Below are 26,137 nucleotides of genomic sequence, written 5' to 3'. Positions count from 1 at the left end.
GAATCCGGATCCGTCACTCGCCGCGTAGGTGCGCGGCGGTGAGCTCGGCCATGTCCTCGTCGCTGAGCTCGTCCATGGTGCGCGACTCGCGCTTGTCCGTCCGGATCCAGCGCATCATGAGGATCACAAGGATCGGCACGTCGACGATCTCGGCGATGAACCACAGGAGGTCGCCCGAAAGCTGCTGATCGCGCAGCGGGTTCGGGAACCACAGCGGCAGCGCCCCGGGCCAACCCCCGGCGTGATCGAACACGACCGTGCCCAGGCGCAGCAGCACGCCCGGGATCGCGTCGAGCACCAGCTCCACGAACGCGAACATGAACTCGGCGACGATGAACAGGCTGGTACGCGCCACGGTGTGCGCTGCCATCGGCAGCACCATCAGCAGGCCCAGCAGCGGCACGATCGCCGAGATCGCCCCCTCCGCCGCCGGGGAGAACCGCAGCATCGCCGACAGCGGCGTGAAGAACACGGCGAACACCAGGCATGTGAACACCGGGGCCATGATCGCGTTGCCGAAGAACTTCGCGAGCCACGACCTCAGGAAGCCGTTCATACGGGCGCGGGGCCGCGCGGACAGTACCGTCCGGGCCAGCGATACCGGCCGGCCGAACGTCACCAGCATCGGCACGACGAACAGCAGCAGCGCGATCCGCGTCGTGAACGCCCAGCGGAGCTCGGTGCTCCACGTGCCGAGGAATCCGAACGACACCCAGGCGTACGAGCCGAGCCCGAGCACCAGGTACATGAGGGTCAGCCGCAACGGCCACCGGTGACCGCGCCGGCGCAGGACGAGGACCCCGCCGAGGTAGAGCCCGGCCGCGACGATCAGCACCGCGAGCGCAGTGGGATCCAGGCTCCAGGTGCTGAGGAAGACGGGGATGGACGGCGTGGCGACTCCGTGTCTCGTGAGGGCGGCGGGGGCGGCACCGCGCGGCGGGCGGTGCCGATGCAGCGGCGATGGGCCGCGACGACGCTACGCCCGGCGGCTATGCGGCGGATGAGGACCTCGCGTGATGGACCGCCGCCGGGCCGCTCTTAACGCCGGGTGAACTCTCGCGGTCGAGTGCGCGAAAGGGGCTGTTCGCTCTTCCGGGGACCGGAATGCTGACGATCATGAGCGCCGAAGTGATGATCCTCGTCCTCGTGGTCGTGACCGCACTCGGGTTCGACTTCACCAACGGATTCCACGACACCGGCAACGCGATGGCGACCTCCATCGCCACCGGGGCGCTGAAGCCCAAGGTCGCCGTGGCCCTGTCGGCGACTCTGAACCTGGTCGGCGCGTTCCTGTCGGTCGAGGTCGCCGCGACCATCACCAAGGACGTGCTCACGATCCAGGGTCCGAGCGGAGACCTCGTGCCCGGCCTGAACCCCGAGTCCGCGATGATCATCATCTTCGCGGGCCTCGTGGGCGGCATCCTGTGGAACCTGCTCACCTGGCTGCTGGGGCTGCCTTCGAGCTCGTCGCACGCCCTCTTCGGCGGTCTCATCGGCGCAGGCATCGCGGGCGCCGCCACCGTCAACTGGGCCGGCATCGTCGGCAAGATCATCGTCCCCGCCGTGCTCTCCCCGCTGATCGCGGGCGTCGTCGCCGCCATCGGCACCTGGCTCGTCTATCGCCTCACCCGCACCGTGCACGCCAAGCATCGCGAGGCCGGGTTCCGCTGGGGTCAGATCGGCACCGCGTCGCTCGTCTCCCTCGCGCACGGCACCGGCGACGCGCAGAAGACGATGGGCGTGATCGCACTCGCGCTCATCGCGCACGGCACGCTCACCGGAGATCAGATCCTGAACGAAGGCCTGCCGATCTGGATCATCGTCACGTGCGGTGCGGCCATCGCCCTCGGCACATACCTCGGCGGCTGGCGGATCATCCGCACCCTCGGCAAGGGACTCGTCGAGATCGAGTCGCCGCAGGGTCTCGCCGCCGAGGCCTCCTCCGCCGCGATCATCCTCACCTCGAGCTCGATGGGCATGGCGCTGTCCACCACGCACGTGGCCACGGGCTCGATCCTCGGATCCGGCGTGGGTCGCCCGGGCGCGCAGGTGCGCTGGGGCATCGCCGGCCGCATGGTCACCGCGTGGTTGATCACCATGCCCGCGGCCGGGGTCGTGGGCGCCCTCTGCTTCTTCCTCGCGCACGGCATCGGCGGGCTCGCCGGTGCGATCACCGTGTTCCTGCTGCTGCTCGCGGCCGCCGCGCTGATGTACCTGCGCAGCCGCCGACAGAAGGTCGACCACCACAATGTCAACGCCGAGTGGGACGGATCGCTCGCGCCGAACTCCGCCGCGCAGGGCGCGACGGCCTGAACCGAAGGACGGATGAGATGAACTTCGACATCGCGCAGATGGCGCTCTCGGCCGGCCGCGTGCTGCTGGTCGGCCTGCTGTTCGGCGCGGGACTGCCCGCCCTGTTCGCGATCGGGATGCGCCTGCAGTCCGCCGGAACCGGTGAGGTGGACGGCGAGGCACCCGGCACGCGTCGGCCGCTGCTGACCGCGGCGGGGTGGATCCTGTTCGCGCTCGTGATCGCGGTCGTGCTCGCGGGAGTCCTCTTCATCACCCGGCTGAGCATCTACCACTACTTCGGCATCTCGCTGTTCGGAGTCGGGAAGTGAACGGCAACGTCCTCAGCCGCGTGCTCGACTGGCTGCGTGCGGGATACCCGGAGGGCGTGCCGCCCAAGGACTACACGCCGCTGCTCGCGCTGCTCCGGCGCACACTCACCGCGGAGGAGCTCACGGCGGTCGTCACCGCGCTCGCCCAGCAGGAGACCGACCCGGTGCGGGTCTCGCAGATCCGCACCGCGATCGCCGGCGTGACCTCGGCGACCCCCGGCGACGACGAGGTGCGCCGCGTCGCGATGCTGCTCGCCGACCGCGGAGTGCCGCTGAGCACCAAGGCGCAGCGCATCGTCGGCGATCGGACGATCCTCGCGGAGGCCGCTGCCGGCGCGCACGGATCCCCCGGCTCCGACACGGCGACCGACCGGCCCGTGTCCGACGAGCAGAACCCGATCGCACAGGCCCTGCGGTGGCTGGGTGCGGGCTATCCCGAGGGCATCCCCGCCCAGGACCGCGTGCCGATCCTGGCGCTGCTGCGCCGGCGCCTCACCGACGACGAGGTGCAGGAGGTGTGCGAGGCGGTCGCCGCGCAGAGCGGGGCGGATCCGGAGATCTCGCTCGTCGACGCGCAGGTGCTCATGATGAAGGTGCTCGGCGAGCTCCCCGGCGACGACGACGTGGAACGCGTGCGTGCGCGCCTCGAGGAGTCGGGCATCACGCTGAGCTGAGCGCGAATCGTCCACCGCGCACGGCGCAGGACTCGCTCGGAGAAGACGAATCCCGCGCTGTTCGCGGAGGACGCGACGGTTCATCTCGATCTCGGAATATGTCTCCCCGCACCGCTGGCGCGGCTGCCGGGGCGGACGTAGCGTGGAGGGGTGAGCACCCCTTTCCCCGCCTCCGTGTACGCCGCCCGCCTCGACCGCGCCCGCGCCCTGACCGCCGAGGCGGGTCTCGACGCGATCGTCGTCGGGGCCGGTCCTGACCTGACCTATCTCGCGGGCGTCGAGGGGGACACGATCGAACGACTGACCGCTCTGGTGATCCCGGCGGTGGGGGATCCGACGGTCGTCGTCCCGCGGATGGAGCTCGCGAAGGTGCGCGACACGGCCGTCGGCGCGCTCGGGATCGCCGTGTCGGACTGGGTGGACGGCGAGGATCCCTACGCGCTGGTGACGGCTGCGATGAGCGGCGCGGTCTCGCGTTTCGGCGTCGCGGACGCCCTGCCGGCGCTGCATGTGATCCCGCTGACCGAGCGCCTGGACGCGCGGCCCGAGCTCGCGACGCCCGTGCTCCGCGAGAGCCGCATGATCAAGGACGCCGCCGAGATCGCCGAACTGCGCCGCGCCGGAGAGGCGATCGACGCGGTGCACCGTCGTGTTCCGGCCCTGCTCCGCGCCGGCCGTACCGAGCGCGAGGTCGGCGCCGACATCGCCGCGGCGATCGTGGAGGAGGGCCACCGCACGGTCGAGTTCGTGATCGTCGCATCCGGGCCCAACGGCGCCGATCCGCACCACGAGGTGTCGGACCGGGTGATCCAGGACGGCGACGTCGTGGTCGTGGACATCGGCGGCGCCGTGCCGGCCGGCTACAACTCCGACAGCACGCGCACCTACGCGGTCGGCGAACCGGATCCGGAGGTCGCCCGGCGGATCGCCGTTCTGGTGCGCGCCCAGCAGGCGGCCGTCGACGCGGTGCGCCCCGGCGTCACCGCGGAGCAGGTCGATGCCGCCGCCCGCGACGTGCTCGCCGCCGAAGGTCTGGGCGAGGCGTTCCTGCACCGCACCGGGCACGGCATCGGCGTCACGACGCATGAGGAACCGTACATCGCGCCGGGCAACTCGCTGCCGCTGCGGGAGGGCATGGCCTTCAGCATCGAGCCCGGCATCTACTTCCCCGGCGCCTGGGGATCCCGCATCGAGGACATCGTCGTCGTCACCGCCGACGGCTGCGTGAACCTGAACACGACCCCGCACGAGCTGACGCCCGCCGGTCTCTGACCCGTCACCCGCCCCTTCGGGGTCGTTGAGCGAGCCCCGAGCGCAGCGAGGAGCGAGACGAAACGCGGTGACCTCGCGAGAGCACCGCGTTTCGTCTCGGTCGCCTTCGGCGTCCTCGCTCAACGACCCCGGGGGCGGAACCCCGGCTCAACGACCGTCCGCCCGTGGGTCTCCCGGTGCGAGCGCGGGGGGCGGGCCCGCACCGGGAAGTCTGCAACGTGGTCAGCGCACGCGGTCGAGCGCATCGGGGATCTCGATGCGCCAGGACGACGGGGCCTCCGAGGCCGGGGCCGCCGGCAGCACGCCCTCGCCGTCGGGGTGCGGGATCGCGTCGAGCAGCGCCTCGGTGTAGGGGTGCACCGGATTGGCCCACACCACGGGCGTCGCGCCCGACTCGACGATCCGGCCGCGGTACATGACGGCGACGCGGTCGGCCATGAGCCGGACCACGGAGAGGTCGTGCGAGATGAACAGCATCGCCGCGCCCGAGGCCACGCACAGCTCGCGCATCATGCCGGCGACCGAGGCCTGGGCAGAGGCGTCGAGTGCGGAGATCGGCTCGTCGGCGACGATGAGGTCGGGCTTCGCGGCGAGCGCACGCGCGATCGCGACGCGCTGCCGCTGTCCGCCGGAGAGCTGATACGGGTAGCGGTTCTCGAGAGCGGGAGAGAGGCCCACCGCTTTCAGCCAGTGCGACGGCGCCTCGGTGTCGACGCCGCGGGCGCGGGCCGCCCGGGATCCCTCCGCGATCTGCTGAGCCACGCGGATGCGCGGGTTCAGCGAGGAGTTCGGATCCTGGAAGACCATCTGGATCGCCGTGAGCTCGGCCGGGCGCGTGCGCATGCCGAGCGGCTGCACGGGACGGTCGCGATAGAGCACCTCGCCCGCACGCGGCTTCTCCATGCCGATCACGGCGCGCGCCGTCGACGACTTGCCGCAGCCGCTCTCGCCGACCAGCGCGAGCACCTCGCCGGCCGCGATGTCGAAGGAGACGCCGTCCACCGCGCGGAACGCGGCGCGACCGCCGTATTCGACGACCAGGGAGTCGACGTGCAGGACCGGCTTCTGAGCGGTCATCGGTTCTCCTCCGTGGCGTCGGCGTCGTTGGTCGGGTTCTCGGCCGGCCCATCGACGAGGGAGTCCTGCGCGTCGGGCATCGCCTCGAGCAGCTCACGCGTGTACGGATGCTGCGGATCCTGGAAGACCTGCTGCCGGGAGCCGGACTCGACGATCAGCCCGCCGCGCATCACGGCGACCTCGTCGGCGATGGCGCTCATCACGCCGAGGTCGTGGGTGACGAGCAGCACGGCGAGGTCGCGCTCGGTCGCCAGGTCGCGCAGCAGGTGCAGGATCCCCGCCTGCACCGTCACATCGAGCGCGGTGGTCGGCTCGTCCGCGAGCAGCACCTCGGGCTCGCACGCCAGGGCGATCGCGATCGCGATGCGCTGCCGCTGCCCGCCGGAGAACTGATGCGGGTACTTCTGCAGCGCCTCCTCCGGGTTCGGCACGCGCACCAGCGCGAGCAGCTCCGATGCACGCTTCCTGGCCTCGGCGCGCGACAGTCCGAGATGCGTGCGGATCCCGTCCGCGAGCTGGGAGCCGACCGTGATCTGCGGGTGCAGGCTGGCGGACGGATCCTGGAACACCATGCCGATGCGCTTGCCGCGCACGCTCCGGTAGGCCTTGCCCTTCATTCCGACGAGCTCGACCTCCGATCCGCCGGAGCCCCCGAGGACGATGGATCCCGATGCGGTGCCGCCGGCCGGCAGCAGACCGAGGATCGCCATGGCCGTCATGCTCTTGCCGGATCCGGATTCCCCGGCGAGGCCCTGGATGCGTCCCGGCACGAGGTCGAGCGAGATGCCCTTGACGACCTCGGTGCGCTGCTTCTTGCTCTGGCCGAGTTCGACGCGCAGGTCGCGGATCGCGAGCGCGGTCATGGGGTCACCTCCGCAGCGGCGGCGGAGACCGCGGTGGGCGACTCCGCCTCGCGCTCGCGCGCGGCGAGCGGGTCGAGGGCGTCGCGCAGCGAGTCGCCGATGAAGTTGAAGGCCATCACGATGCTGAGGATCGCGAGGCCCGGGAACAGGCCGAGCCACCAGGCCGAGGTGTTCTGCATGGCCGCGGCGATCATCGTGCCCCATTCCGGCGTCGGCGGCTGGGCGCCGAGACCGAGGAAGGACAGGCCCGAGAGCAGCAGGATCGCGGTGCCGATGTCGAGCGAGGCGAGCACGAGCACGGGTCCGGCGATGTTCGGCAGCACGTCCCGGAGGAGGGAGCGCAGCGGCGAGGACCCGAGCAGTCGTCCGGCGATCACGTAGTTCTGCGTGCGCAGGCCGAGCACGAGCGACCGCGTGATGCGGGCGTAGGGCGGCCAGGCCACGATGATGCCGGCGATCACGGCGTTCATGATGGACGGGCCGAGGGAGGCGGCGATGACCATCGCGAGGATCACGGTCGGGAACGCCATCACCATGTCGGTGATGCGCATGAGCACCTCGTCGAACCAGCCGCCGAGGTATCCCGCGACCGCCCCGACGGTGGTTCCGACGATCATCGCGCAGACGACGAGCATGAGCGCGAGCGGGATCGTCGCCTGAGCGCCCAGGAGCAGGCGCGAGAACACGTCGCGGCCGTTCACGTCGGTGCCCATGATCGCCTCCCCGCTGGGGGCGGCGAGCCGGGGAAGGTCCTGCGCGAGGGGGTCGTGCGGGGCGATCCACGGGGCGAGGATCGCGATCACGATCCACATCAGCGCGATCACGGTGCCGACCACGGCCAGGGGCGTGCGCCAGGCGCGCGGCAGCCAGGGGCGGCGGCGCTTCGGGGCGATCTTCTCGGGGATGACGAGATTCATGACAGCCTCACTCGCGGATCCAGGACGCCGTAGAGCACGTCGACGACGAGGTTGATGACGAGGTAGATGACGCCGACCACGAGGCCGACGCCGGTCACCGCGAGCAGGTCCAGGTTCTTCGACGCGTTGTAGGCGTAGGTGCCCAGGCCCGGCCAGGCGAACACCGCCTCGACGAGAACGGTGCCGGAGAGCAGGCTGCCGAAGGCGATGCCGACGAGCGTGAGAATCGGCAGCGCCGCTCCTCGCAGCACGTAGCCGACGACGACCCGGCGTCCGCGCAGCCCCTTCGCCCGCGCCGCACGCGCGTAGTCCATGTCGAGAACCTCGAGCACCGAGGTGCGCACGAACCGGGTGAGGGTCGCGATCGTGAACAGGCTCAGCACGAGCACCGGCAGGGCCAGGTGGCTGGTCGCGTCGAAGAACCCGACCGAGTCGCCGTTCAGCAGGTAGTCGATCGTGTAGAAGCCGGTGATGCGCGGCGGCGGGGTGATCGTGGGGGAGATCCGCCCGGATCCCGAAACCCAGTGCAGCTGCATGAAGAACAGCTGGTAGGTGAGGATCGCCATCCAGAACGTCGGGATGCTGAGCCCGATCAGAGTGACCACGCGCACGACCTGATCGGTGACCTTGCCACGCCGGTAGGCGGCGAGCGTACCCAGCACGATCGCGACGGCGAGGCTGATGATGATCGCGTAGAAGGCGATCTCCGCCGTGGCCGGGACCGCCTTGGCGAGGTCGGCCGAGACCGGCTGCCCCGACTTCAGCGACGTGCCGAGGTCGCCGCGCAGCAGGTTGCCGACGTAGAGGAAGAACCGGATCCAGACGGGCTGGTCGAGTCCGTACTTCTGCCGGAAGGCCTCGACCGTGGCGGGGTTCGACGCGGCCCCCTCGCCGAGAGCGGCGCGCACCGGATCGCCGGGCACGATCACGGTGAGGGAGAAGGTGACCAGCACGATCCCGAACAGCAGGATCACGCTCGTCACGGCCCGGCGGGCGAGGAACCGCAGCAGCGTGTGCTGGGCCTGCCTCGTCTTGCGGGTGGCGATGACTTGGGTCTCGGACACAGGGGCGCTTCCGGGTCTACGTGGCGGAGAGGGCGTGGTGCTGCGGGGGCCGGAACCTCTGGCTCCGGCCCCCGCAGGGCTCACTTCGCGGGGTGCAGCGTCCGCAGGTCGAGGGTCCAGGTCACGTTGTACTCGAGACCGGCCACCTTCGTGGAGCTGGCGAGGTTGATGCCGGGCACGATCAGCGGCACGAACGGGCCGGACTCCTGCATCGCCTTCGCGTAGTCGCTGAACGCGGTGTTGCGCGCGTCGACGCTGGTCGCGTTCTGCGCCTTGGTCACCAGGTCAGCGATCGACGTGTCGGCCTCGGCGGTCCAGCCGGCGCGCAGACCGACCTTCTGCCCCGGTCCGAACGGCAGGAACGACGAGGTGTCGGCGTAGTCGGGGCCCCAGTACCAGAGCGAGAACGCCTCCTGCGCCTTGACGTACGGCTGCACCTCGGTCGCGAACGGCGCCGGGGCGAGGGTCGCGTTGATGCCGGCGGCCTTGAGCTGCTCCTGCACGCGCTCGGCGACCGGCGTGAACTCCACGCCGCCGACCGGGTTGTCGTTCGGGAACTGCAGCTTGACCTCCTGGCCGGCGTAGCCGGAGGCGGCGAGGGCGGCCTTGGCCTTGTCGAGATCCTGCTTCACGCCGGTCTTGTTGGCACCGGGGAACATCGGCGGGATGACGCCGGTGGCCTGCTCGGATCCGGCGCCGGCCAGCTCGAGCAGCTTGTCGTAGTCGAGCGCGTAACGCACGGCCTCGGCGAACTTCGGGTTCGCGGTCACGCCGCCCACGTTCTTGTCCTGGTTGATGAGGAGGAACAGGGTCTCGGCAGAGGGCGCCGAGTTCACCGTGAAGCCGTCGCCGAGGTTCTTGACCTGGTCTCCGGAGAGGTCGACCGCCACGTTCGAGTCGCCGCCCTTGAGGTTGGTCAGCTGCGTGGAGGACTGCGAGATGTTGCGCACGACGATCTTGTCGTAGGCCGGCTTGTCCTCGCCGTCGTACTTGTCGTTCTTGACGAGCACGACCTGCGAGGTGAGGTCGAGCGACTGCAGCTTGTACGGGCCGGATCCGGCCGAGTTGGCGTCGAGCCAGGTCTTCGCCGCGTCCTTGTCGTCGGTGGTGCCGCCGTTCTTCTTCACGAGCTTCGAGTTGAGGATCGCGAGCGACGGGTTGGTGACGATCGCGGGCAGCTGCAGTGACGGGGTCTTCGTGGACAGCGTGACCGTCTTGTCGTCGACCTTGGCGACGGTGATCCCGGTCATCAGGAAGTTCGCCTTGGAGTCGGTGATCCCTGCGACGCGGTCGAGCGAGAACACGACGTCATCGGCGGTGACGGGGGTGCCGTCGGAGAAGGTGCGTCCGTCCTGGATCGTGAAGGTGAACTCGGTGGCGTCCGAGTTCTGCTTCATGGTCGCGAGATCCGGCTTCGGGGTGGTCGAATCGGCGCCCTGGAACGTCAGCAGCGTGTCGTACACGGCGTGCAGCACCATGTTGCCGGTCGGCACGTAGTTGCGGCCGGGGTCACCGGTCTCGAGCGAGAACGCGGTGTCGACCACGAGCGTGCCGCCCGAGGAGGAACCGCTGGAGCTGCTGTTCGCGGAGTTACCTCCCGAGCAGCCGGCGAGCGCGATGGCGGCCGCAGCGATGAGTGCTGCGGCGACGTGGCGATAGGAACGGGCCACGGGCTTCCTCCTTGAAGATGGACAGGTCAGATGACCAGGTCGGGTTTCCCGGCACTATATCCGACCGAATGGCTTGATTTCGAGCAATCCATTGTCACGCTTGCGTTACTACGGCAATATGTCCACCATGAGTGACGATCAGCCCTCTGTCTCTGGACGATCCGCGCCCGTGATCGACGAAATCGCCTACGACATCCTCCGGGCACTGCGTCGCAACGGCCGGATCTCGATCGCCGCGCTCGCGCAGGAGGTCGGGATCTCCCGGGCCAGCGCATACTCCCGCGTGGAGTCGCTGACCCGCGCCGGGATCATCACGGGATACACCGCCGAGGTCGACACGACACGACTCGGCCTCGGGGTGAGCGCGCTCGTGTTCTGCACGATCCAGCCCCAGTCCTGGAGCTCGTTCCTGCAGGCGATCGGGGAGATGCCCGACGTGGAATCGGCGATGGTGATGACCGGCGAGCACGATGTGATGCTCCTCGTCCGCAGCATCGACATGGAGCGGATGCAGTCGCTCGTGATCGGCACGATCGCCGACCGCCCCGAGGTGACCAAGGTCGAGACGGCGATCGTCATGGGCGAGGTCTTCCGCCGGCCGTTCGTGCTCCCGGACGAGATCCCCGAGCGCGCGGCGATCGGCGTCGACAGCGGGCTGATGCGTTTCACCCGCACCGATGGCAGCCGCGGGACGCGCGTCTGACCGTCACCCCCGGGGTCGTTGAGCGAGGACGGCGAAGCCGGCCGAGACGAAACGCGGTGCCCTCACCGGCGACCGTGGCGCTCAGACCTGCAGGCAGACGCTCACGTGGTCGACGCCGTCCACGGCGAAGTCCTCGATGAGGCGGATCCGGCCGTCGTCCTCCTGCTCGGCGCGGCTGACCGCGTCCCCGCGCACGACCGTGCCATCGCTCACGAGCGCGTGGGCGAACGAGACCCGCACCTCGGCACCCGCGATCTCGCCGACGAAGCGCCCCTCGGTGACGGTGTCCCCGGTGTACTCGCCCCAGATCAGCCGGCCGTCCTGGTGATAGTCGAAGGTCGTCGGGGCCTCGGGATCGACCTCGCTGGCGGTCGAGGACACCATGGCGAAGCGCAGTCCGTCGAGGATGAGGGTGGAAGGCATGACGACGAGTATGGACCCGACACCGGCCTTCGGCGCAATCCCGTCGGCCCGCGGCCGGGGCCTCGACACCGGCCTCCGGATGCCGTATCCGCGGCGATCCTCTCCACCGGGAATGACAATCCCCGCAGAGCCGAAATCTATTAACAGGTTCATCCACATGTGGATTACTCGGCGAATGCGGAAATCGTCCTGCGCACCGCGTCCCGACCGGATCACGAGCGGCGATACCGGCTGTTCACCAGTCGTTTTCCCGGGCGTCACGGATCCGATCGCGGAGGCCGCGGGAATGCACGCACCGATATACCGGAGGCTCGCTCACGGACCCGGGAATCACCCTCCGTGGATGGCGGATCCGCCTCAGGAAATCCGTCGGAAGAGCGCATTCCCGGCTGCGGCGAATGCGCACCCCACGGCGAGGATCGCGGCGCCCCCACCGGCGTAGGCGATCTGCAGGTGGCTGCCGTGGTTCTCCACCGTGATGAAGATGATGACGAAGGCGACGGCCGAGGCGAAGGCGCTCGCCCCCGCGATCCACCACAGCGCGGGCAGGGTGCGCGCCGGCGGCACGGCCTCCGGCACGCGCCAGAGCAGCAGCGTGATGCCACCCAGGCAGCCGCATGCCGCAACGAGCATGAAAGCCGCCACCACGTCGCTCGGCCGATGCCACTGCTGGATCACGAGCAGAATGCCGGTGAGTACAGCGAATGCTCCCCCCAGCACGGCCGCGAGCGGGCGCCAGCGCGGCGGGCTCACGACGAAGACGGCGAACGCTGCGGCGGCCGCGACGGTCGCATGCCCAGATGGGAATGAGTTGTCCAGCAGGTCGGTGGCTCCGGTCTCGGCGCGCACCAGGAACACGTGCTTGGCGAGTTCGGCCGCGATCACCGCGATCGTGCCGACGGCCAGGGCGACCACCAGATGCCGGAAGCGTCGCGTCACGAGGCCGATGACGAGCGTCAGCAGGATCCCCCCGCCGATCGCGATGGTCGGCACGTTCCCGAGCACCATGCCCGTCAGGCGGAAGACGGTGTCATGCTGCGAGGACGCCCCCACGAACGCCCGCTCGTCGACGATCTGCCCGATGTAGGTGCGCACGAAGAAGACGTACGTCGCCAGGAAGGCGGCCGCCAGGGTCACCGCAGCGATCGCGAACGACCGCACTCCCCGTCTTGTCGCCATGCTCCCATCATGCAGGCCCGACCTGTGCGGTCGCTCACCAGTCGCTGCGGTCGCGCGCCGCGCGCAGGTCACCGCGGGCGCGCTCGTCGTCGTAGCTCACGACACCGTCGCGCCGCGTGAGTCGTCGGACGAGCCCCGCGTCCTCGGGGGGCAGCGTCCGCCCCTCCGGCGCCCCGCCACCTCCGCGGCCCGTGCGCCTCGTGTCGAGCAGCGGCATGGCGATGTGCACGAGCGGGCCGATTCCGAGGGCGAAGACCACCGTGCCGACGCCGACGGTTCCGCCGAGCAGCCAGCCGACCGCGAGCACCGTGAGCTCCACGGTGAGACGGGAGACCCAGATCGGCCAGCCGAGGCGGGAGTTCATCCCGGTCATCAGACCGTCGCGCGGCCCGGGCCCGAAGTGCGCACCGATGTACAGCCCGCTCGCGAGGGCGACCGCGAGCACCCCGCCGATGAGCAGGAGGATCTGCATGAGCAGGCCGTGCGCCGGCGGCAGGACCGTCACCGTGGCCTGGATCGCGGTGCCCACGAGAAGGACGTTGAGAAGCGTGCCGATGCCCGGCTTCTGTCGCAGCGGAATCCACAGCAGCAGCACGAGGAGTCCGACGATGTTGGTGATCCAGCCCACGCCGATCCCGGTGCGCTGAGCCAGGCCCTGGGCGAACACGGTCCAGGGGTCCACGCCGAGACCGGCGGTGATCATGAGCCCGTCTCCGACGCCGTAGAGCACAAGTCCGATCACCAACTGCAGCACCCGTCGTGTCATGGATCCATGATGCCGGAGAACTGGACTGTTCAGATCAGTCCAATCGCCCTAGGCTGGCCTCATGGACTCCCGGCTCTCCGCGCGCGCGCTGGTCGATCTGCTCGGCCTGTGGCGCACCAGCGAACCCGCGTTCGACGCCCTCGCCGACGCCATCCGCCTGCTGTGCCTCGACAACAGGATCGCCCCCGAGACGGCGCTTCCGGCCGAACGCGAGCTCGCCGCGGCGCTCGGAGTGAGCCGCACGACGGTGGCCGCCGCTTACCGCGCGCTGCGCAGCACCGGTCACATCGTCAGCCGGCAGGGATCCGGCAGTGTGACCCGCCCGCTCGGGCGCACCAACGCCGCTCGCTGGTTCGACCGCGAGGGCATCGACCTGCAGCAGGCGAGTCCTCCCGCCTGGCCGGGTCTTCCCGGGGTGATCGCGGAGGCCGCGACGTCGGCCACCGCTCTCGTCTCGCGCGCGGGCTACGACATCCTCGGCCACGCCGAGCTGCGCGCCGCGATCGCGAACCGGTACGCCCGGCAGGGGATCCCGACGCAGCCCTCGCAGATCATGGTCACCACCGGCGCGCAGCAAGCCCTGAACCTCATCGCGTCGACGCTGCTGCGCCGCGCGGACCGTGTGCTGATCGAAACCCCGAGCTACCCCCACGCGATGGAGACGTTCCGGCGGGTGGGGGCGCGGCTGGTCGGCGTGCCCGTCGACTCCGGGAGCGGCTGGGATCTGGACCGCGCCGCCCAGGCGTTCGCACGAACCAGGCCCGTCCTCGCGTACCTCATGCCCGAGTTCCAGAACCCCACAGGGCGCTCGATGAGCCTCGAGGAGCGCGCCGTGTTCGAACGCTCCGCACATGATGCCGGATGCGTCCTCCTCATCGATGAGACCACGGCCGACCTCGACATCGACGGCCTTCCGCGCGCGCGTCCGCTGGGTACGGCCGGCACCGGGACGATCCGGGTCGGATCGCTGGGCAAGTCGGTCTGGGGCGGACTGCGGATCGGCTGGATCCGCGCGGCCGACGATGTGATCCGGCGCCTGCGCGCCGCCCGGCCGACGCACGACCTGGGCACGCCCGACCTGGAGCAGGCCGTCGCGACCCGCATCGTGCACCGGCTCGACGAGATCCTCCCGCAGCGCGCAGCGCTGCTCGGTGCCGGCCGGGACGCCCTCACCTCCGCACTCCGACGCGAACTGCCGGACTGGTCCGTACCGCAGGTCCACGGCGGCGTCGCGATCTGGGCCGGACTGGGGTCGCCGCTCAGCTCGGCGCTCGTGATCGACGCCGCCGCGCACGGGCTGCATCTCAGCGCCGGCCCGAGGTTCGCCGTCGAGGGCGGCCAGGAGCGGCACCTGCGGATCCCGTTCACGACCGAACCGCGCCAGCTCGAACAGGCTGTCGACATCCTCGCCGCATCGTGGGCACGCGTCACGGCGGGCTCGCCCCGTCTCTCGCCCGTCGCGGCCCTCGCCGAGGCGGTCGTGTAACCGCCCGGCACTCCCACCGACACCTGCCCGTATTCCAGGACACTCGACGAGATGACCCCGTCCGTGGTGGAGACGAAGAAACGGATCCGGTGGGACCGGATCCGTTTCGTGTTGTGGAGCCTAGGAGATTCGAACTCCTGACATCCTGCTTGCAAAGCAGGCGCTCTACCAACTGAGCTAAGGCCCCGTGTCGATGTTCGACGGGTTTCGACCGAATGAGCGGATCCGATTTCTCGGATCCGCTCACATGTCGGTGGGGCTACCAGGACTTGAACCTGGGACCTCTTCATTATCAGTGAAGCGCTCTAACCGCCTGAGCTATAGCCCCGTATCAACCTCCAAGACTTTACCGGACGTTGACACGATCGCGAAATCGAGCGGAGCTCGACGGCGTTCAGCTGCCTTCGCGCAGGGTGATGCTGCCCGCGGACAGGCGCGCATCGATACGGTGGGTCGAGGACGAATCCTCCTGGAGGCGCGCATCGATGGTGCCCGCCGACGAGTTCTTCTCGAGCGCATAGCGCCCTGCCGGCACCGTCACGTCCATGGATCCGGCGCTCACATCCAGGCGCACATCGTCGGGCTGGCGGCCCGAGATCGTCGCGTTCAGCTCGCCCGCCGACATCGACAGATCCGCGGTGGTCACGTCGTCCAGACGGAGCGTCGCGGATCCCGCGTTCACCGTGGTGGTCACGGTCCTCGCGCCCCCATCGAGCGACAGCGACCCGGCGTTCACCTTCGTGGTCAGCGTGTCGAATCGACCCTCGGTCGTGAGAGCACCGGCATCCAGCTGCAGATCGGCCGTCAGCTCGCCCTCCAACGCACGGGGGAGCGTGAGCGTCATCTGCGGGTCGATCCCGAACCAGCCGCCGACCCACCAGCCGAACGGCCCGTTGGGACGGTCGACCCGCAGGACGTCGCCGTCGCGCCGAATGGTCCAGTCGCTGCTCCCCGTGCCGCTGACGCGCATGGTCGCCTCACTCACGTCGTCGAAGCGGATCGTGGCGGATCCTCGCCCGACTTCGACCTTGAGACCGGTGATGCCTGTCGTGTCGACGCTGGTGCTGCGTGCGGCCGATCCGTCGCTCGAGGCGACCTGGGCGACGGCCGCGAGAGCCGAGCCGCCGCCGACCGTGACCAGCGCCCCACCGCCGATGATCGCTGCGGCGATCGTGATGGCGGCGAGCGTCCCTCGGCTCGGGGATGACGGGGGCGCGGGGGAGGAGGCGAGGGGATCCGCGGTGTGCGGCGTTCGTCCGCCGACCGGGTCGTGCTCGGGGGCGCTCGGAGGGGTGAGGTTCGTCATCGGTTCGTTCCTGTCTGTGCGGGTCCGGCTCCAGCGCCGTTCAAGCCGGCGCTGGAGATGTGGGCGATCGCGGCGAGGACGCGGCGGTTGCCGGACTCGTCGGGTTCCAGCCCGAGTTTCTGGAAGATGGCGGTGATGTGCTTCTCCACGCTGGCCTCGGACAGGAACAGCGTGGCCGCTATGGCCTGATTCGACTTGCCCTCCGCGATCAGCGCGAGCACCGTGCGCTCGCGCTCGGTGAGGCTTCGCATGCGGTCGTCCTGCCCCCGGCGGGTGAGCAGCTGCGCCACGACCTCGGGATCCAGCACCGTGGATCCGGATGCGATGCGCTCGACCGACTCGATGAACTCGGAGACGTCCGCCACCCGGTCCTTCAGGAGATAGCCGAGCGGACCCGCGGATCCCTGCGCCGATCCGCCCTGTGCGATGATCAGGTCGCTCGCATAGCGTTCCTCGACGTACTGGGAGAGCACGAGCAGCGGGAGCTGCGGAAGGCGCTTGCGCAGCGACAGCGCCGCGCGGATCCCCTCATCCACGAACGTCGGCGGGAGCCGGACGTCGAGGATGCAGAGCTCCGGAGACGTCGCCTCCACGGTCTCGTCGAGGGAGTCCGCATCGGGGAGTGCGGCGACCACGTCGTGGCCGGCGTCCTCGAGGAGCCGCACGAGGCCCTCACGGAGCAGGACGGAGTCCTCGCAGATCAGGATCCTCATGAGATGCACTCCTTCGGGGCGAGATCGCGGTGCTGGTCGAGACGCGAGCAGATCAGGATGCGCACGGGACGCTCACCTCCAGGCTGGTCGGACCGCCCACGGGGCTGTCCAGACGGAACGTGCCGCCGGCCGCGAGCACGCGGTTGCCGATCCCGTCGAGGCCTCCGCCCGGGAGCACGGTCGCGCCCCCGATGCCGTTGTCCTCGACCCGGGCCCAGAGCGTGCCGCCGTCGCGCACCCGCACCACGACCCGGCACTCGCTGGCGCGGGAGTGCTTGGCCGCGTTGGTGAGCGACTCCGCGATGGTGAAGTACACGGCGGCCTCGGCGTCGCGCGAGCACCGCCCGTTGAGCCGCACGTCGAGCACCACAGGCACGGGGGAGCGTCCGGCGAGGGCCGAGAGCGCCGCGTCGAGCCCGCGGTCGTCGAGCACCGACGCGTGGATTCCACGGGCGAGCTGGCGCAGCTCGGTGATCGCCGCCTTCGTCGAGGTGTGCGCCTCGGCGATGAGCGCCTTCGCGGCCTCCGGATCCGAGTCGATCTTCTGCTGCGCCATGCCGAGGGTCATGCCGACGGAGACGAGGCGCGGCTGCACGCCGTCGTGCAGGTCCCGCTCGATGCGGGTGCGCTCCACGTCTGCGGCGCGCACGGCGCCGGCGCGCTGCGCCGTGGTGGTGCGCACCTGCTCGCTGAGGTCGAGATTCCGGTCGGGGGTGGCGACGATGCCGCGCGAGATCACCCGGTGCAGCAGGGCCACGCTGATGATGCCGACGACGCCGGCTGCCGCGCCCGCGCCGCCGATGAGCGGCGCCCAGGCGCTCGGATACCTCGTGCCCCAGCCCGTGTCGACCTCGCCGGTCGTGAACAACGGCGCGAAAGCCGTGACGGCCGACCACCCGAACCACGCCATGAGCCGCAGCACGAGGGATCCGAGCGCGCACGCGATGGCGAAGTTCGCCAGCGCGCGCCACATCCGCCCGTTGTACGCCTGCCGCCAGAGCGAGAGCAGCCAGCCGCCGAAACCCGGGCGGTCGGTCGCACGCCAGCGCAGGGCCGGGAGGCCGAAGCCGTACAAGCCGTTCAGCCGGGCGATCTCGAACCAGGCCAGTCCGAACAAGGCGTAGACCAGGCCCACCAGCACGAGGATCCCGATGCCGATGAAGCTGAGGCCGAAGCCGATCCCCAGCGCACCGCCGAGAATGCCGACCACGGCGGATCCGATCACGCCCAGCGCGGCGAGTTCGAGGATGGTGAGGAACAGGCGCACCGGAGTGCGCGCCGCTCGCGCGACAGGATCCGTCACGGGAGGCGGGGAGGAGGACGCTGCTGTGGTCATGGCTCCACGCTACGGGCGCACCCGTGAGCGCGGAACGGAGGAACCCCGGGGATCCGGTTCGGGGTTTCCGTAAGACTCGCGGTTATGCATGCCTTGCCTGGATGGACGGCGGGCGCGTGCAGGTGCTTACGTTGACCCATGCGCGAACCGCGCGAACGGAGGGGTATCAAGTGACTGCAGCACATCCGCACGAACCGCACGGCACCGGTCTCGGGCAGCGCCTGAACTGGCTGCGCGCCGGGGTGCTCGGGGCGAACGACGGCATCGTCTCGGTCGCCTCCCTGGTGGTGGGCGTGGCCGGGGCGACGACCGACAACTCCGCGCTGCTGGTCGCGGGCCTCGCGGGCCTCATCGGCGGCGCCATCTCGATGGCGCTCGGCGAGTACGTCTCGGTGAGCAGCCAGCGCGACAGCGAGCACGCCCTCATCGCGAAGGAGCGCGAGGAGCTGCGCACGATGCCGGACGCGGAGCTCGCCGAGCTCACCGAGCTTTACCGTCAGCGCGGCCTCAGCGACGACACCGCACATCGGGTCGCCGTCGAGCTCACCGCGCACGATGCGCTGTCCGCGCATCTCGAGGTGGAGCTCGGCATCGACCAGGACGATCTGGTGAACCCGTGGCATGCCGCGCTCTCCTCAGCGGTCGCGTTCACGGTCGGCGCCATCCTCCCGCTGCTCGCCATCCTGCTTCCGCCGCCCGCGTGGCGGGTGCCGGTCACGTTCCTCGCGGTGCTGATCGCCCTCGCCGCGACGGGCTTCCTCTCGGCGCGGATCGGCGGATCGAACCCGATGCGCGCCTCGATCCGCCTCGTCATCGGCGGGGCGCTCGCCCTCGCCGCCACCTGGCTCATCGGCACGCTGCTCGGCTCCGCGGGCGTGGTCTGAGGATCGATCCCGGACCCATCGACCGCGAGACTGCATCCCCGTCGCGAAACGGCAGCAGAGTCGTGCCGTCTCGCGGCAGAGTTGCAGTCTCGCGGTCAGAGAACGCGGAAGGCCCGGATCCGAGGATCCGGGCCTTCCGCGTGTACGGGCGTCAGTTCGAGGTGAAGCCGACCAGCAGTCCGCCGGTGACCTTGACCGCGAGGTTGTAGATGCCGGCGACGATCGCTCCGAGCACCGTGAAGACGATGAGGTTGAGGATCGCGACGACGGAGCCGAAGGCGAGCACCTGCGGCAGCCCGACGACCGCGCTCAGCTTCGCGCCGTCGGCGATGCCGGAGACGAACTCGTCGGCCTTGGTCATCAGTCCCGTGGCATCGATCACCAGGTAGATGAGCAGGAACGAGACCAGGGTGACGATCGCGATGGCGATCGCACCGAGGAAGGACAGCTTCACTGCCGACCAGAAGTCGATGTAGACCAGGCGCAGGCGCACCTGCTTGCTGGAGGTCTTGCGGGAAGACTTCTTCGCGAGCTTGTCGGCTACCGTGCTCATGCGTCAGTTCCTTCGGGGGCTTCGGGGGCTTCTGTCTCGGGGGCCGCACCGGAGTCCTCGGACTCCTCGCTGTCGGCCAGGCCGCGCTCGGTGTTCCGGGCGATCGCAAGGATCCGATCGTCCTCATCGGTCCGGGCGAAAACCACGCCCATGGTGTTGCGACCCTTCGCCGGCACCTCGGCCACGGCAGAGCGTACCACCTTGCCACTGGCAAGAACCACAAGGACCTCGTCGTCCTCCTGGACGATCAGACCCCCCGCCAGAATGCCCCGGTCGTCGTTCAGTTTGGCGACCTTGATGCCCTGACCGCCACGTCCCTGCACGCGGTACTCGTCCACCGAGGTGCGCTTCGCGTAGCCGCCGTCCGTGACCACGAAGACGAATCCGTCGCCCGTGACGAGCGAGGCGGACAGCAGGCTGTCCTCCCCGTTGAACCGCATGCCCTTGACACCCTCGGTCGCACGTCCCATCGGCCGCAGCGCCTCATCGGTGGCTTGGAAGCGCACCGACATGCCGTGCCGGCTGATCAGCAGGACGTCGTCGGTGGCGTCGGCGAGGAAGGCACTGACGAGCTCGTCGTCCTCGCGGAGACGGATCGCGATGACACCGCCCTGACGGTTGGTGTCGTAGTCGCCGAGCCGGCTCTTCTTCACCAGACCGCCCCGGGTCGCCAGCACCAGGTACTGCGCCGCCTCGTAGTCGCGCAGGTCGAGGATCTGCGCGATCTTCTCGTCCGGCTGCAGCGCGAGCAGGTTGGCGACGTGCTGACCCTTCGCATCGCGGCCGGCCTCGGGGATCTCGTAGGCCTTGGTGCGGTAGACCCGGCCCTTGTCGGTGAAGAACAGCAGCCAGTGATGCGTGGTCGTCACGAAGAAGTGCTCGACGAGGTCGTCGGCACGCAGCTGCGCGCCCTTGACGCCCTTGCCGCCGCGATGCTGCGAACGATAGTTGTCGCTGCGGGTGCGCTTGATGTAGCCCTCACGGGTGACCGTGATGACCATCTCCTCCTCGGCGATGAGGTCTTCCATCGAGACGTCGCCGTCGAATCCGTGCAGGATGTGGGTGCGGCGCTCGTCTCCGAAGCGCTCCACGATCGCGGTGAGCTCCTCGCGGATGATCTCGCGCTGGCGGCCCTCGTCCGCGATGATCTCCTTGTAATCGGCGATCCGCACCTCGAGCTCGGCGGCCTCGTCGATGATCCGCTGGCGCTCCATCGCCGCGAGGCGACGCAGCTGCATGTCGAGGATCGCCTGGGCTTGCTCCTCGTCGATGTCGAGGAGCTTCTGCAGACCCTCGTTGGCCTCCTGGGCCGAGGGCGAGCGGCGGATCAGCGCGATGACCTCGTCCAGTGCATCAAGCGCCTTGAGGTAGCCCTGCAGGATGTGCATGCGCGCCTCGGCCTTGGCGAGGCGGAAGGTGGTGCGCCGCACGATGACGTCGATCTGGTGGTCGAGCCAGTGCGTGATGAAGCCGTCGAGCGCGAGCGTGCGCGGCACGCCGTCCACGATCGCGAGCATGTTGGCACCGAAGTTGTCCTGCAGCTGCGTGTGCTTGTACAGGTTGTTCAGCACGACCTTCGCGACCGCGTCGCGCTTGAGCACGATCACGAGGCGCTGGCCCGTGCGGTCGCTCGACTCGTCACGGATGTCGGCGATGCCCGTGATCTTGCCATCGCGGGCCAGGTCGCCGATCTTCACCGCGAGGTTGTCGGGGTTCACCTGGTACGGCAGCTCGGTGATCACGAGGCAGGTGCGGCCCTGGATCTCCTCGACGCCGACGACCGCGCGCATCGTGATGGAGCCGCGGCCGGTGCGGTACGCCTCCTGGATCCCCTTCGTGCCGAGGATCTGTGCACCGGTCGGGAAGTCGGGTCCCGGGATCCGCTGGATCAAGCCGTCGAGCAGCTCCTCCCGGGGAAGGCCGGGGTTCTGCAAGGCCCAGAGCGCGGCGTCCGAGACCTCGCGCAGGTTGTGCGGCGGGATGTTCGTGGCCATGCCGACCGCGATGCCGATCGAGCCGTTCACGAGCAGGTTCGGGAACCGCGCCGGCAGGACGTCGGGCTCCTCGGTCTGGCCGTCGTAGTTCGGCGAGAAGTCGACCGTGTTCTCTTCGATGTCGCGCACCATCTCGAGTGCGAGCGGGGCCATCTTGGTCTCGGTGTATCGCGGAGCGGCCGCGCCCATGTTGCCGGGGGAGCCGAAGTTGCCCTGGCCGAGTGCGAGCGGGTAGCGCAGCGACCACGGCTGCACGAGACGCACGAGGGTGTCGTAGATCGCCGAGTCGCCGTGCGGGTGGTACTGGCCCATGACCTCGCCGACCACGCGGGCGCACTTGGAGAACGACTTGTCGGGGCGGAATCCGCCGTCGTACATGCCGTAGATCACGCGGCGGTGCACGGGCTTGAGCCCGTCGCGCACGTCGGGCAGCGCGCGGCCCACGATGACGGCCATCGCGTAGTCGAGGTAGGACCGCTGCATCTCCGACTGCAGATCGACCTGGTCGATCTTGCCGTGGTTGTGCTCGGCGTCGGGACGGCTTTCGTCAGTCATGTCTTCTCTTCGTCTCAGCCAGTCGGTGTTGTCTTGGGGCCGGGCTCCGGGGATGTGATTCTGCGGAATCGGCGGGTTCCTTCCCGCTTCGCGGGCCCCTCCCGATATTCCGCAGAATCACATCCTCTGCGCCCTCCTCCGCAAGTGGCGGCGCAGTCCCGAGTTTTCGCTTTTTGGTTGGGGGTCAGATGTCCAGGAAGCGGACGTCCTTGGCGTTGCGCTGGATGAAGCTGCGGCGGGACTCGACGTCCTCGCCCATCAGCACGCTGAAGATCTCGTCCGCGGCGGCGGCGTCGTCGATCGTGATCTGGCGGAGCGTGCGCGTGGTGTGATCCATCGTGGTCTCCCACAGCTCCTTGGCGTTCATCTCGCCCAGACCCTTGTAGCGCTGGATGCCGGCTTCCTTCGGGATCCGCTTGCCGTTCGCGAGGCCGTGCTCGAGCAGCGCGTCGCGCTCCGCGTCGGAGTACACGTACTCGTGCGGCGAGTTCGTCCACTTCAGGCGGTACAGCGGCGGCATCGCGAGGAACACGAAGCCGGCCTCGATGAGCCCGCGCATGTAGCGGAAAAGCAGCGTCAGCAGCAGCGTCGTGATGTGCTGGCCGTCGACGTCGGCATCCGCCATGAGCACGATCTTGTGATAGCGCGCCTTGCCGAGATCGAAGTCCTCGCCGATGCCGGTGCCGAACGCCTGGATCATCGCCTGGACCTCTTTGTTGGCCAGGGCCTTGTCGAGACGCGCGCGCTCGACGTTGAGGATCTTGCCGCGCAGCGCCAGGATCGCCTGCGTGTGCGGGTCGCGCCCCTGCACGGCGGAGCCGCCGGCCGAGTCGCCCTCCACGAGGAAGATCTCCGAGATCGACGGATCCTTACTCGTGCAGTCCTTGAGCTTGTCGGGCATCGCGGCCGACTCGAAGACGCTCTTGCGGCGCGCGGTCTCACGCGCCTTGCGCGCCGCCATGCGGGCGGTCGCGGCTTCGACGGCCTTCGTCACGACGTTCTTGGCCTGCTTCGGGTTGCGGTCGAACCAGTCGCCGAGCTGGTCGCCGACCACCTTCTGCGTGAAGGCCTTCGCCTCCGTGTTGCCGAGCTTGGTCTTGGTCTGGCCCTCGAACTGCGGTTCGCCGAGCTTGATCGAGATCACGGCGGTCAGACCCTCGCGCACGTCGTCGCCGGTGAGGTTGTCGTCCTTCTCCTTGAGGATGTTGTTGGCACGCGCATAGCGGTTGACGAGTGTCGTCAGCGCCGCGCGGAAGCCCTCCTCATGGGTGCCGCCCTCGTGCGTGTTGATGGTGTTCGCATAGGTGAACACGTTCTCGGTGTAGCCCGTGGTCCACTGCATCGCGACCTCGAGCGAGATCTTGCGCGCGGTGTCCTCCGACTCGAAGGCGATGATCTCGTCGTTGACGACCTCGGCCTTGCGCACGTGGTTGAGGTACTCAACATAGTCGACGAGACCGCGCTCGTAGAAGAACACGTCCGCGCGCTGGTGGGTGACGACGGTGCCGTCGACCTCCTCGTCGACCGTCGCGCCCTCGCGCTCGTCGAGCAGCTCGATGCGCAGCCCCTTGTTCAGGAACGCCATCTGTTGGAAGCGGGTGCGCAGGGTGTCGTACTCGAACTCGATGGTCTCGGTGAAGATCTCCGCGTCCGGCCAGAACGTGATCGCCGTTCCGGTCTCGGTCGTGGGCTCGCCTTTCTCAAGCTGCTGCTGCGGGGCGCCGCCGTCGGCGAAACGGTGCCTCCAGACGAAGCCCTTCTGCTTGACCTCGACGTCGAACCGGGTCGACAGCGCGTTGACGACCGAGGATCCGACGCCGTGCAGACCGCCGGAGACCGCGTACGCGCCCCCGCCGAACTTGCCGCCGGCGTGCAGGATCGTGAGCACGACCTCGACCGTCGACTTGGTCGGGTCGGAGGAGTGCGGGTCGACCGGGATCCCACGGCCGTTGTCGATGACGCGGACGCCGCCGTCGGCGAGGAGCGTGACGAGGATCTTGTCGGCGTAGCCGGCCAGCGCCTCGTCGACGGAGTTGTCCACGATCTCGTACACCAGGTGGTGCAGACCACGCGGTCCGGTCGAGCCGATGTACATGCCGGGGCGCTTGCGTACCGCCTCGAGGCCCTCGAGGATCTGGATCGAGTCGGCCCCGTACTCCACTTCTGGGGCAGGCTTCGCCGCCTCGGCGGGCACGGTCGGCTTCGTCGCGGATCCGGGTGCTTCTGCCCCCGTCTGGGTCGAGTCGTTCATGGTCGATTCGTGCGCGTCAGAGGGGGTTTCAGGCGTCATCTGAGGGGAGGCTCCACATCGAAGATCTAGACGCTCAGTCTATCGGAAAGACCCCTTCCTGTCTCGTTGTACGCGCTTCTGCGCGCCTGAAGTCCCCTGGGACGGGATGGATCTTGTCCTAACCGTAGGTATCGCGCGGACCGCGCCCTGGAGCGACTCTGGGGCCCCATTTCCATGAAGGAACGTCCGGCCCGACGAAGCGGATGTTCTCCACGCCGGCCTCCGGGTACCGCCGTCCGATCTCCGTGATGATCACCGCGCGCATGTACTGCAGGTTCTTCGCCCACGCCGTGGAGTCGCACTTCACGGTGAGCATGCCGCCCTCCAGCGACACCGGCTCGGAGTGCTTCGCGGTGTCTGGACCGGCGAGCTCCGCCCACTGCAGCACGAGATCCTCGCGGCTGAGTGCCGCCTCCCAGCCCGCATCCTTGGTGAGCTTGGCGAGCACGTCGCCGAGCGAGCCAGGGTCACGTCCCGCGGTGAACGGCGCGTTCTCGTCATCGACGAGGCGCTTCTTGCGTTTCCAGTTCTTGGAGCTCGGCTTCAGCCCGCGGAGGCGCAGGTAGGTCGAGATCGTCTCGGGGACATCCTGCTCGTCAGGCCCGGTCATCGTCGACCTCGCGCTCATCGGTGATGGTGCCCGCCGAGATCCGCACCACGTGGCGATGCAGCACCTCGGGGATGTCCTCCTCCACGGCCGCGGTCACCAGCACCTGCTCGTAGCCGGCGGTGATGCCGGCGAGACGCCGGCGCCGCTCCGCATCGAGCTCGGCGAACACGTCGTCGAGGATGAGCACCGGATCCCCGGCCGGGGATTCGGCCCGGAGCAGCTCCGCTGAAGCGAGGCGCAGCGCGAGCGCGATCGACCACGACTCCCCGTGGGAGGCATAGCCCTTCACGGGCAGGTCGCGCACCCGCAGCACGAGATCGTCGCGGTGAGGTCCGACCAGGGTGAGCCCGCGCTCGAGCTCGGCGGAGCGCTTGGCCGCGAGCGCGGTGCGGAACAGGTCGGCCGTGGATCCCGGCGCGGATGCCTCCTCGGCGTCGTCCCCCTCTTCGGGGTCGCCGCCGCGGATCGACTGAGCCCAGTGCAGGCGCGGGTCGTGGTCCTCGCCTGCGATCGCGGAGTAGGCGTCGGCGAGCCCCGGCTGCAGATCCGCGGCGAGGCGGGAGCGTGCATCGATGATCTCTGATCCGAGCCCGACGAGCTTGTCGTCCCAGACGTCCAGCGTCGTCAGGGACTCGGCCTTCATACCGCGGGCGCGGGCGGACTTCAGCAGCGCCGTGCGCTGGCGCAGCACCCGGTCGTAGTCGCCGAGCACCGCGGTCATGCGCGGAGTGCGCTGGATCAGCAGCTGGTCGGCGAAACGGCGCCGGGAGGACGGATCCCCGCGCACGATCTGCAGATCCTCCGGAGCGAACAGCACGACATGGGCGTACCGGGGCAGATCCGCGGTGCGTCCCGGAGCCCCGTTGATCCGCGCCTTGTTCGAACCCTGCCGGTTGATCTGCACCTCGATCAGGACTTTCCTCTGGCCGTGCGCGAGTCGTGCGCGGACGATGCCCGCATCTTGGCCGTCGCGCACCATCGGGGCATCGGAGGACACCCGGTGCGAGCCGAGGGTGGCGAGGAACACGATCGCTTCGGCGAGGTTCGTCTTGCCCTGTCCGTTGCGGCCGACGAGGACGTTCGGGCCGCGGTGCAGCGCGAGTTCGGCGGTCGCGTAATTGCGGAAATCCACGAGGCTGAGATGCTCCACAATCACCCGAGCAACCTTACCCGCGGGCCCC

Annotated in this window: 24 protein-coding genes and 2 tRNA genes; 7 read left to right on the top strand and 19 right to left on the bottom strand. The window is 69.4% G+C overall.

The window, feature by feature from the left end; translation table 11 throughout:
• Window positions 1–13 precede the first annotated feature (13 nt).
• The gene (locus tag ACFWCK_RS15310; RefSeq protein ID WP_233310803.1) at window positions 14–835 is read right to left on the bottom strand and encodes a cytochrome c oxidase assembly protein; all 822 of its coding nucleotides are present in this window, start codon (window positions 833–835) and stop codon (window positions 14–16) included.
• Window positions 836–1,116: 281 nt separating this feature from the next.
• On the opposite strand from ACFWCK_RS15310, the gene ACFWCK_RS15305 reads away from it, so the two are divergent.
• From ACFWCK_RS15305 to ACFWCK_RS15290, 4 genes are all read left to right on the top strand, one after another.
• Entirely contained in the window at window positions 1,117–2,313 is a 1,197-nt protein-coding gene (locus tag ACFWCK_RS15305) for an anion permease (RefSeq protein ID WP_378806673.1), read from the top strand.
• A gap of 17 nt (window positions 2,314–2,330) precedes the next feature.
• Window positions 2,331–2,621, top strand: a complete 291-nt coding sequence (locus ACFWCK_RS15300; RefSeq protein WP_233310805.1) for a hypothetical protein — start codon at window positions 2,331–2,333, stop codon at window positions 2,619–2,621.
• Window positions 2,618–3,295 carry a DUF3349 domain-containing protein gene (locus tag ACFWCK_RS15295; protein WP_233310806.1) on the top strand — a complete coding sequence of 226 codons (678 nt, stop codon included), beginning with the start codon at window positions 2,618–2,620 and terminating at the stop codon, window positions 3,293–3,295. The genes ACFWCK_RS15300 and ACFWCK_RS15295 overlap by 4 nt, the downstream gene beginning before the upstream one ends.
• 150 nt (window positions 3,296–3,445) lie before the next feature.
• A complete protein-coding gene (locus ACFWCK_RS15290; protein WP_378806672.1) occupies window positions 3,446–4,567 on the top strand; it encodes a M24 family metallopeptidase in 1,122 nt (373 codons plus the stop codon).
• Between the two features lie 222 nt (window positions 4,568–4,789).
• Here the strand turns inward: ACFWCK_RS15290 and ACFWCK_RS15285 are convergent, their stop codons facing one another.
• From ACFWCK_RS15285 to ACFWCK_RS15265, 5 genes are all read right to left on the bottom strand, one after another.
• Window positions 4,790–5,644 carry an ABC transporter ATP-binding protein gene (locus ACFWCK_RS15285; protein ID WP_378806671.1) on the bottom strand — a complete coding sequence of 285 codons (855 nt, stop codon included), beginning with the start codon at window positions 5,642–5,644 and terminating at the stop codon, window positions 4,790–4,792.
• Window positions 5,641–6,507 carry an ABC transporter ATP-binding protein gene (locus tag ACFWCK_RS15280; protein ID WP_378806670.1) on the bottom strand — a complete coding sequence of 289 codons (867 nt, stop codon included), beginning with the start codon at window positions 6,505–6,507 and terminating at the stop codon, window positions 5,641–5,643. Before ACFWCK_RS15280 ends, ACFWCK_RS15285 begins: the two co-directional genes overlap by 4 nt.
• Entirely contained in the window at window positions 6,504–7,424 is a 921-nt protein-coding gene (locus ACFWCK_RS15275) for an ABC transporter permease (protein ID WP_233310810.1), read from the bottom strand. The genes ACFWCK_RS15280 and ACFWCK_RS15275 overlap by 4 nt, the downstream gene beginning before the upstream one ends.
• The gene (locus tag ACFWCK_RS15270; protein ID WP_233310811.1) at window positions 7,421–8,488 is read right to left on the bottom strand and encodes an ABC transporter permease; all 1,068 of its coding nucleotides are present in this window, start codon (window positions 8,486–8,488) and stop codon (window positions 7,421–7,423) included. The genes ACFWCK_RS15275 and ACFWCK_RS15270 overlap by 4 nt, the downstream gene beginning before the upstream one ends.
• A gap of 80 nt (window positions 8,489–8,568) precedes the next feature.
• On the bottom strand, window positions 8,569–10,158 hold the full coding sequence (locus tag ACFWCK_RS15265; protein ID WP_233310812.1) for an ABC transporter substrate-binding protein: 1,590 nt from the start codon (window positions 10,156–10,158) through the stop codon (window positions 8,569–8,571).
• Window positions 10,159–10,327: 169 nt separating this feature from the next.
• On the opposite strand from ACFWCK_RS15265, the gene ACFWCK_RS15260 reads away from it, so the two are divergent.
• Entirely contained in the window at window positions 10,328–10,861 is a 534-nt protein-coding gene (locus ACFWCK_RS15260; protein ID WP_233310813.1) for an Lrp/AsnC family transcriptional regulator, read from the top strand.
• Between the two features lie 81 nt (window positions 10,862–10,942).
• On the opposite strand, the gene ACFWCK_RS15255 is transcribed toward ACFWCK_RS15260, so the two are convergent.
• The 3 genes from ACFWCK_RS15255 to ACFWCK_RS15245 all read right to left on the bottom strand — a co-directional run bounded on the left by ACFWCK_RS15255 (window position 10,943) and on the right by ACFWCK_RS15245 (window position 13,229).
• On the bottom strand, window positions 10,943–11,284 hold the full coding sequence (locus tag ACFWCK_RS15255; RefSeq protein WP_233310814.1) for a hypothetical protein: 342 nt from the start codon (window positions 11,282–11,284) through the stop codon (window positions 10,943–10,945).
• 357 nt (window positions 11,285–11,641) lie between these two features.
• Entirely contained in the window at window positions 11,642–12,463 is an 822-nt protein-coding gene (locus ACFWCK_RS15250) for a phosphatase PAP2 family protein (RefSeq protein WP_378806669.1), read from the bottom strand.
• Between the two features lie 34 nt (window positions 12,464–12,497).
• A complete protein-coding gene (locus tag ACFWCK_RS15245) occupies window positions 12,498–13,229 on the bottom strand; it encodes a YitT family protein (RefSeq protein ID WP_378806668.1) in 732 nt (243 codons plus the stop codon).
• Between the two features lie 61 nt (window positions 13,230–13,290).
• Between ACFWCK_RS15245 and ACFWCK_RS15240 the strand changes: the two genes are divergently transcribed.
• On the top strand, window positions 13,291–14,715 hold the full coding sequence (locus ACFWCK_RS15240) for a PLP-dependent aminotransferase family protein (protein ID WP_378806667.1): 1,425 nt from the start codon (window positions 13,291–13,293) through the stop codon (window positions 14,713–14,715).
• A 114-nt stretch (window positions 14,716–14,829) separates the two neighbouring features.
• Here ACFWCK_RS15240 and ACFWCK_RS15235 read toward each other — a convergent pair.
• From ACFWCK_RS15235 to ACFWCK_RS15215, 5 genes are all read right to left on the bottom strand, one after another.
• A tRNA-Ala gene (locus ACFWCK_RS15235) sits at window positions 14,830–14,902 on the bottom strand.
• A gap of 67 nt (window positions 14,903–14,969) precedes the next feature.
• Window positions 14,970–15,043 (bottom strand) — tRNA-Ile (locus ACFWCK_RS15230).
• A 66-nt stretch (window positions 15,044–15,109) separates the two neighbouring features.
• Window positions 15,110–16,021, bottom strand: a complete 912-nt coding sequence (locus ACFWCK_RS15225) for a DUF4097 family beta strand repeat-containing protein (protein ID WP_378806666.1) — start codon at window positions 16,019–16,021, stop codon at window positions 15,110–15,112.
• On the bottom strand, window positions 16,018–16,734 hold the full coding sequence (locus tag ACFWCK_RS15220) for a LuxR C-terminal-related transcriptional regulator (protein WP_378806665.1): 717 nt from the start codon (window positions 16,732–16,734) through the stop codon (window positions 16,018–16,020). The genes ACFWCK_RS15225 and ACFWCK_RS15220 overlap by 4 nt, the downstream gene beginning before the upstream one ends.
• A gap of 52 nt (window positions 16,735–16,786) precedes the next feature.
• On the bottom strand, window positions 16,787–18,070 hold the full coding sequence (locus ACFWCK_RS15215) for a histidine kinase (protein WP_378806664.1): 1,284 nt from the start codon (window positions 18,068–18,070) through the stop codon (window positions 16,787–16,789).
• 170 nt (window positions 18,071–18,240) lie between these two features.
• Here ACFWCK_RS15215 and ACFWCK_RS15210 point away from each other — a divergent pair, with 170 nt between their 5' ends.
• A complete protein-coding gene (locus ACFWCK_RS15210) occupies window positions 18,241–18,954 on the top strand; it encodes a VIT family protein (RefSeq protein WP_233310820.1) in 714 nt (237 codons plus the stop codon).
• 151 nt (window positions 18,955–19,105) lie between these two features.
• Here the strand turns inward: ACFWCK_RS15210 and ACFWCK_RS15205 are convergent, their stop codons facing one another.
• The 5 genes from ACFWCK_RS15205 to recF form a co-directional block, all read right to left on the bottom strand.
• Complete coding sequence (locus ACFWCK_RS15205) at window positions 19,106–19,507, bottom strand: DUF3566 domain-containing protein (RefSeq protein WP_233310821.1); 402 nt, start codon at window positions 19,505–19,507, stop codon at window positions 19,106–19,108.
• Window positions 19,504–22,056 (bottom strand): DNA gyrase subunit A, encoded by a 2,553-nt coding sequence (gyrA, locus tag ACFWCK_RS15200; RefSeq protein WP_378806663.1) that lies wholly within the window; start codon window positions 22,054–22,056, stop codon window positions 19,504–19,506. The genes ACFWCK_RS15205 and gyrA overlap by 4 nt, the downstream gene beginning before the upstream one ends.
• Before the next feature lie 184 nt (window positions 22,057–22,240).
• On the bottom strand, window positions 22,241–24,307 hold the full coding sequence (gyrB, locus tag ACFWCK_RS15195) for a DNA topoisomerase (ATP-hydrolyzing) subunit B (protein ID WP_378806662.1): 2,067 nt from the start codon (window positions 24,305–24,307) through the stop codon (window positions 22,241–22,243).
• Window positions 24,308–24,464: 157 nt separating this feature from the next.
• Window positions 24,465–24,956 (bottom strand): DUF721 domain-containing protein, encoded by a 492-nt coding sequence (locus tag ACFWCK_RS15190; RefSeq protein ID WP_378806661.1) that lies wholly within the window; start codon window positions 24,954–24,956, stop codon window positions 24,465–24,467.
• Entirely contained in the window at window positions 24,943–26,112 is a 1,170-nt protein-coding gene (gene recF / locus ACFWCK_RS15185; protein ID WP_378806660.1) for a DNA replication/repair protein RecF, read from the bottom strand. Before recF ends, ACFWCK_RS15190 begins: the two co-directional genes overlap by 14 nt.
• Window positions 26,113–26,137 lie beyond the last annotated feature (25 nt).

Source organism: Microbacterium sp. NPDC060117, from assembly GCF_042729315.1.
In the GTDB taxonomy this organism is placed as follows: domain Bacteria; phylum Actinomycetota; class Actinomycetes; order Actinomycetales; family Microbacteriaceae; genus Microbacterium.
Note: the sequence above shows the minus strand (reverse complement) of the source record. Positions and strands in the feature narration are given on the sequence as shown.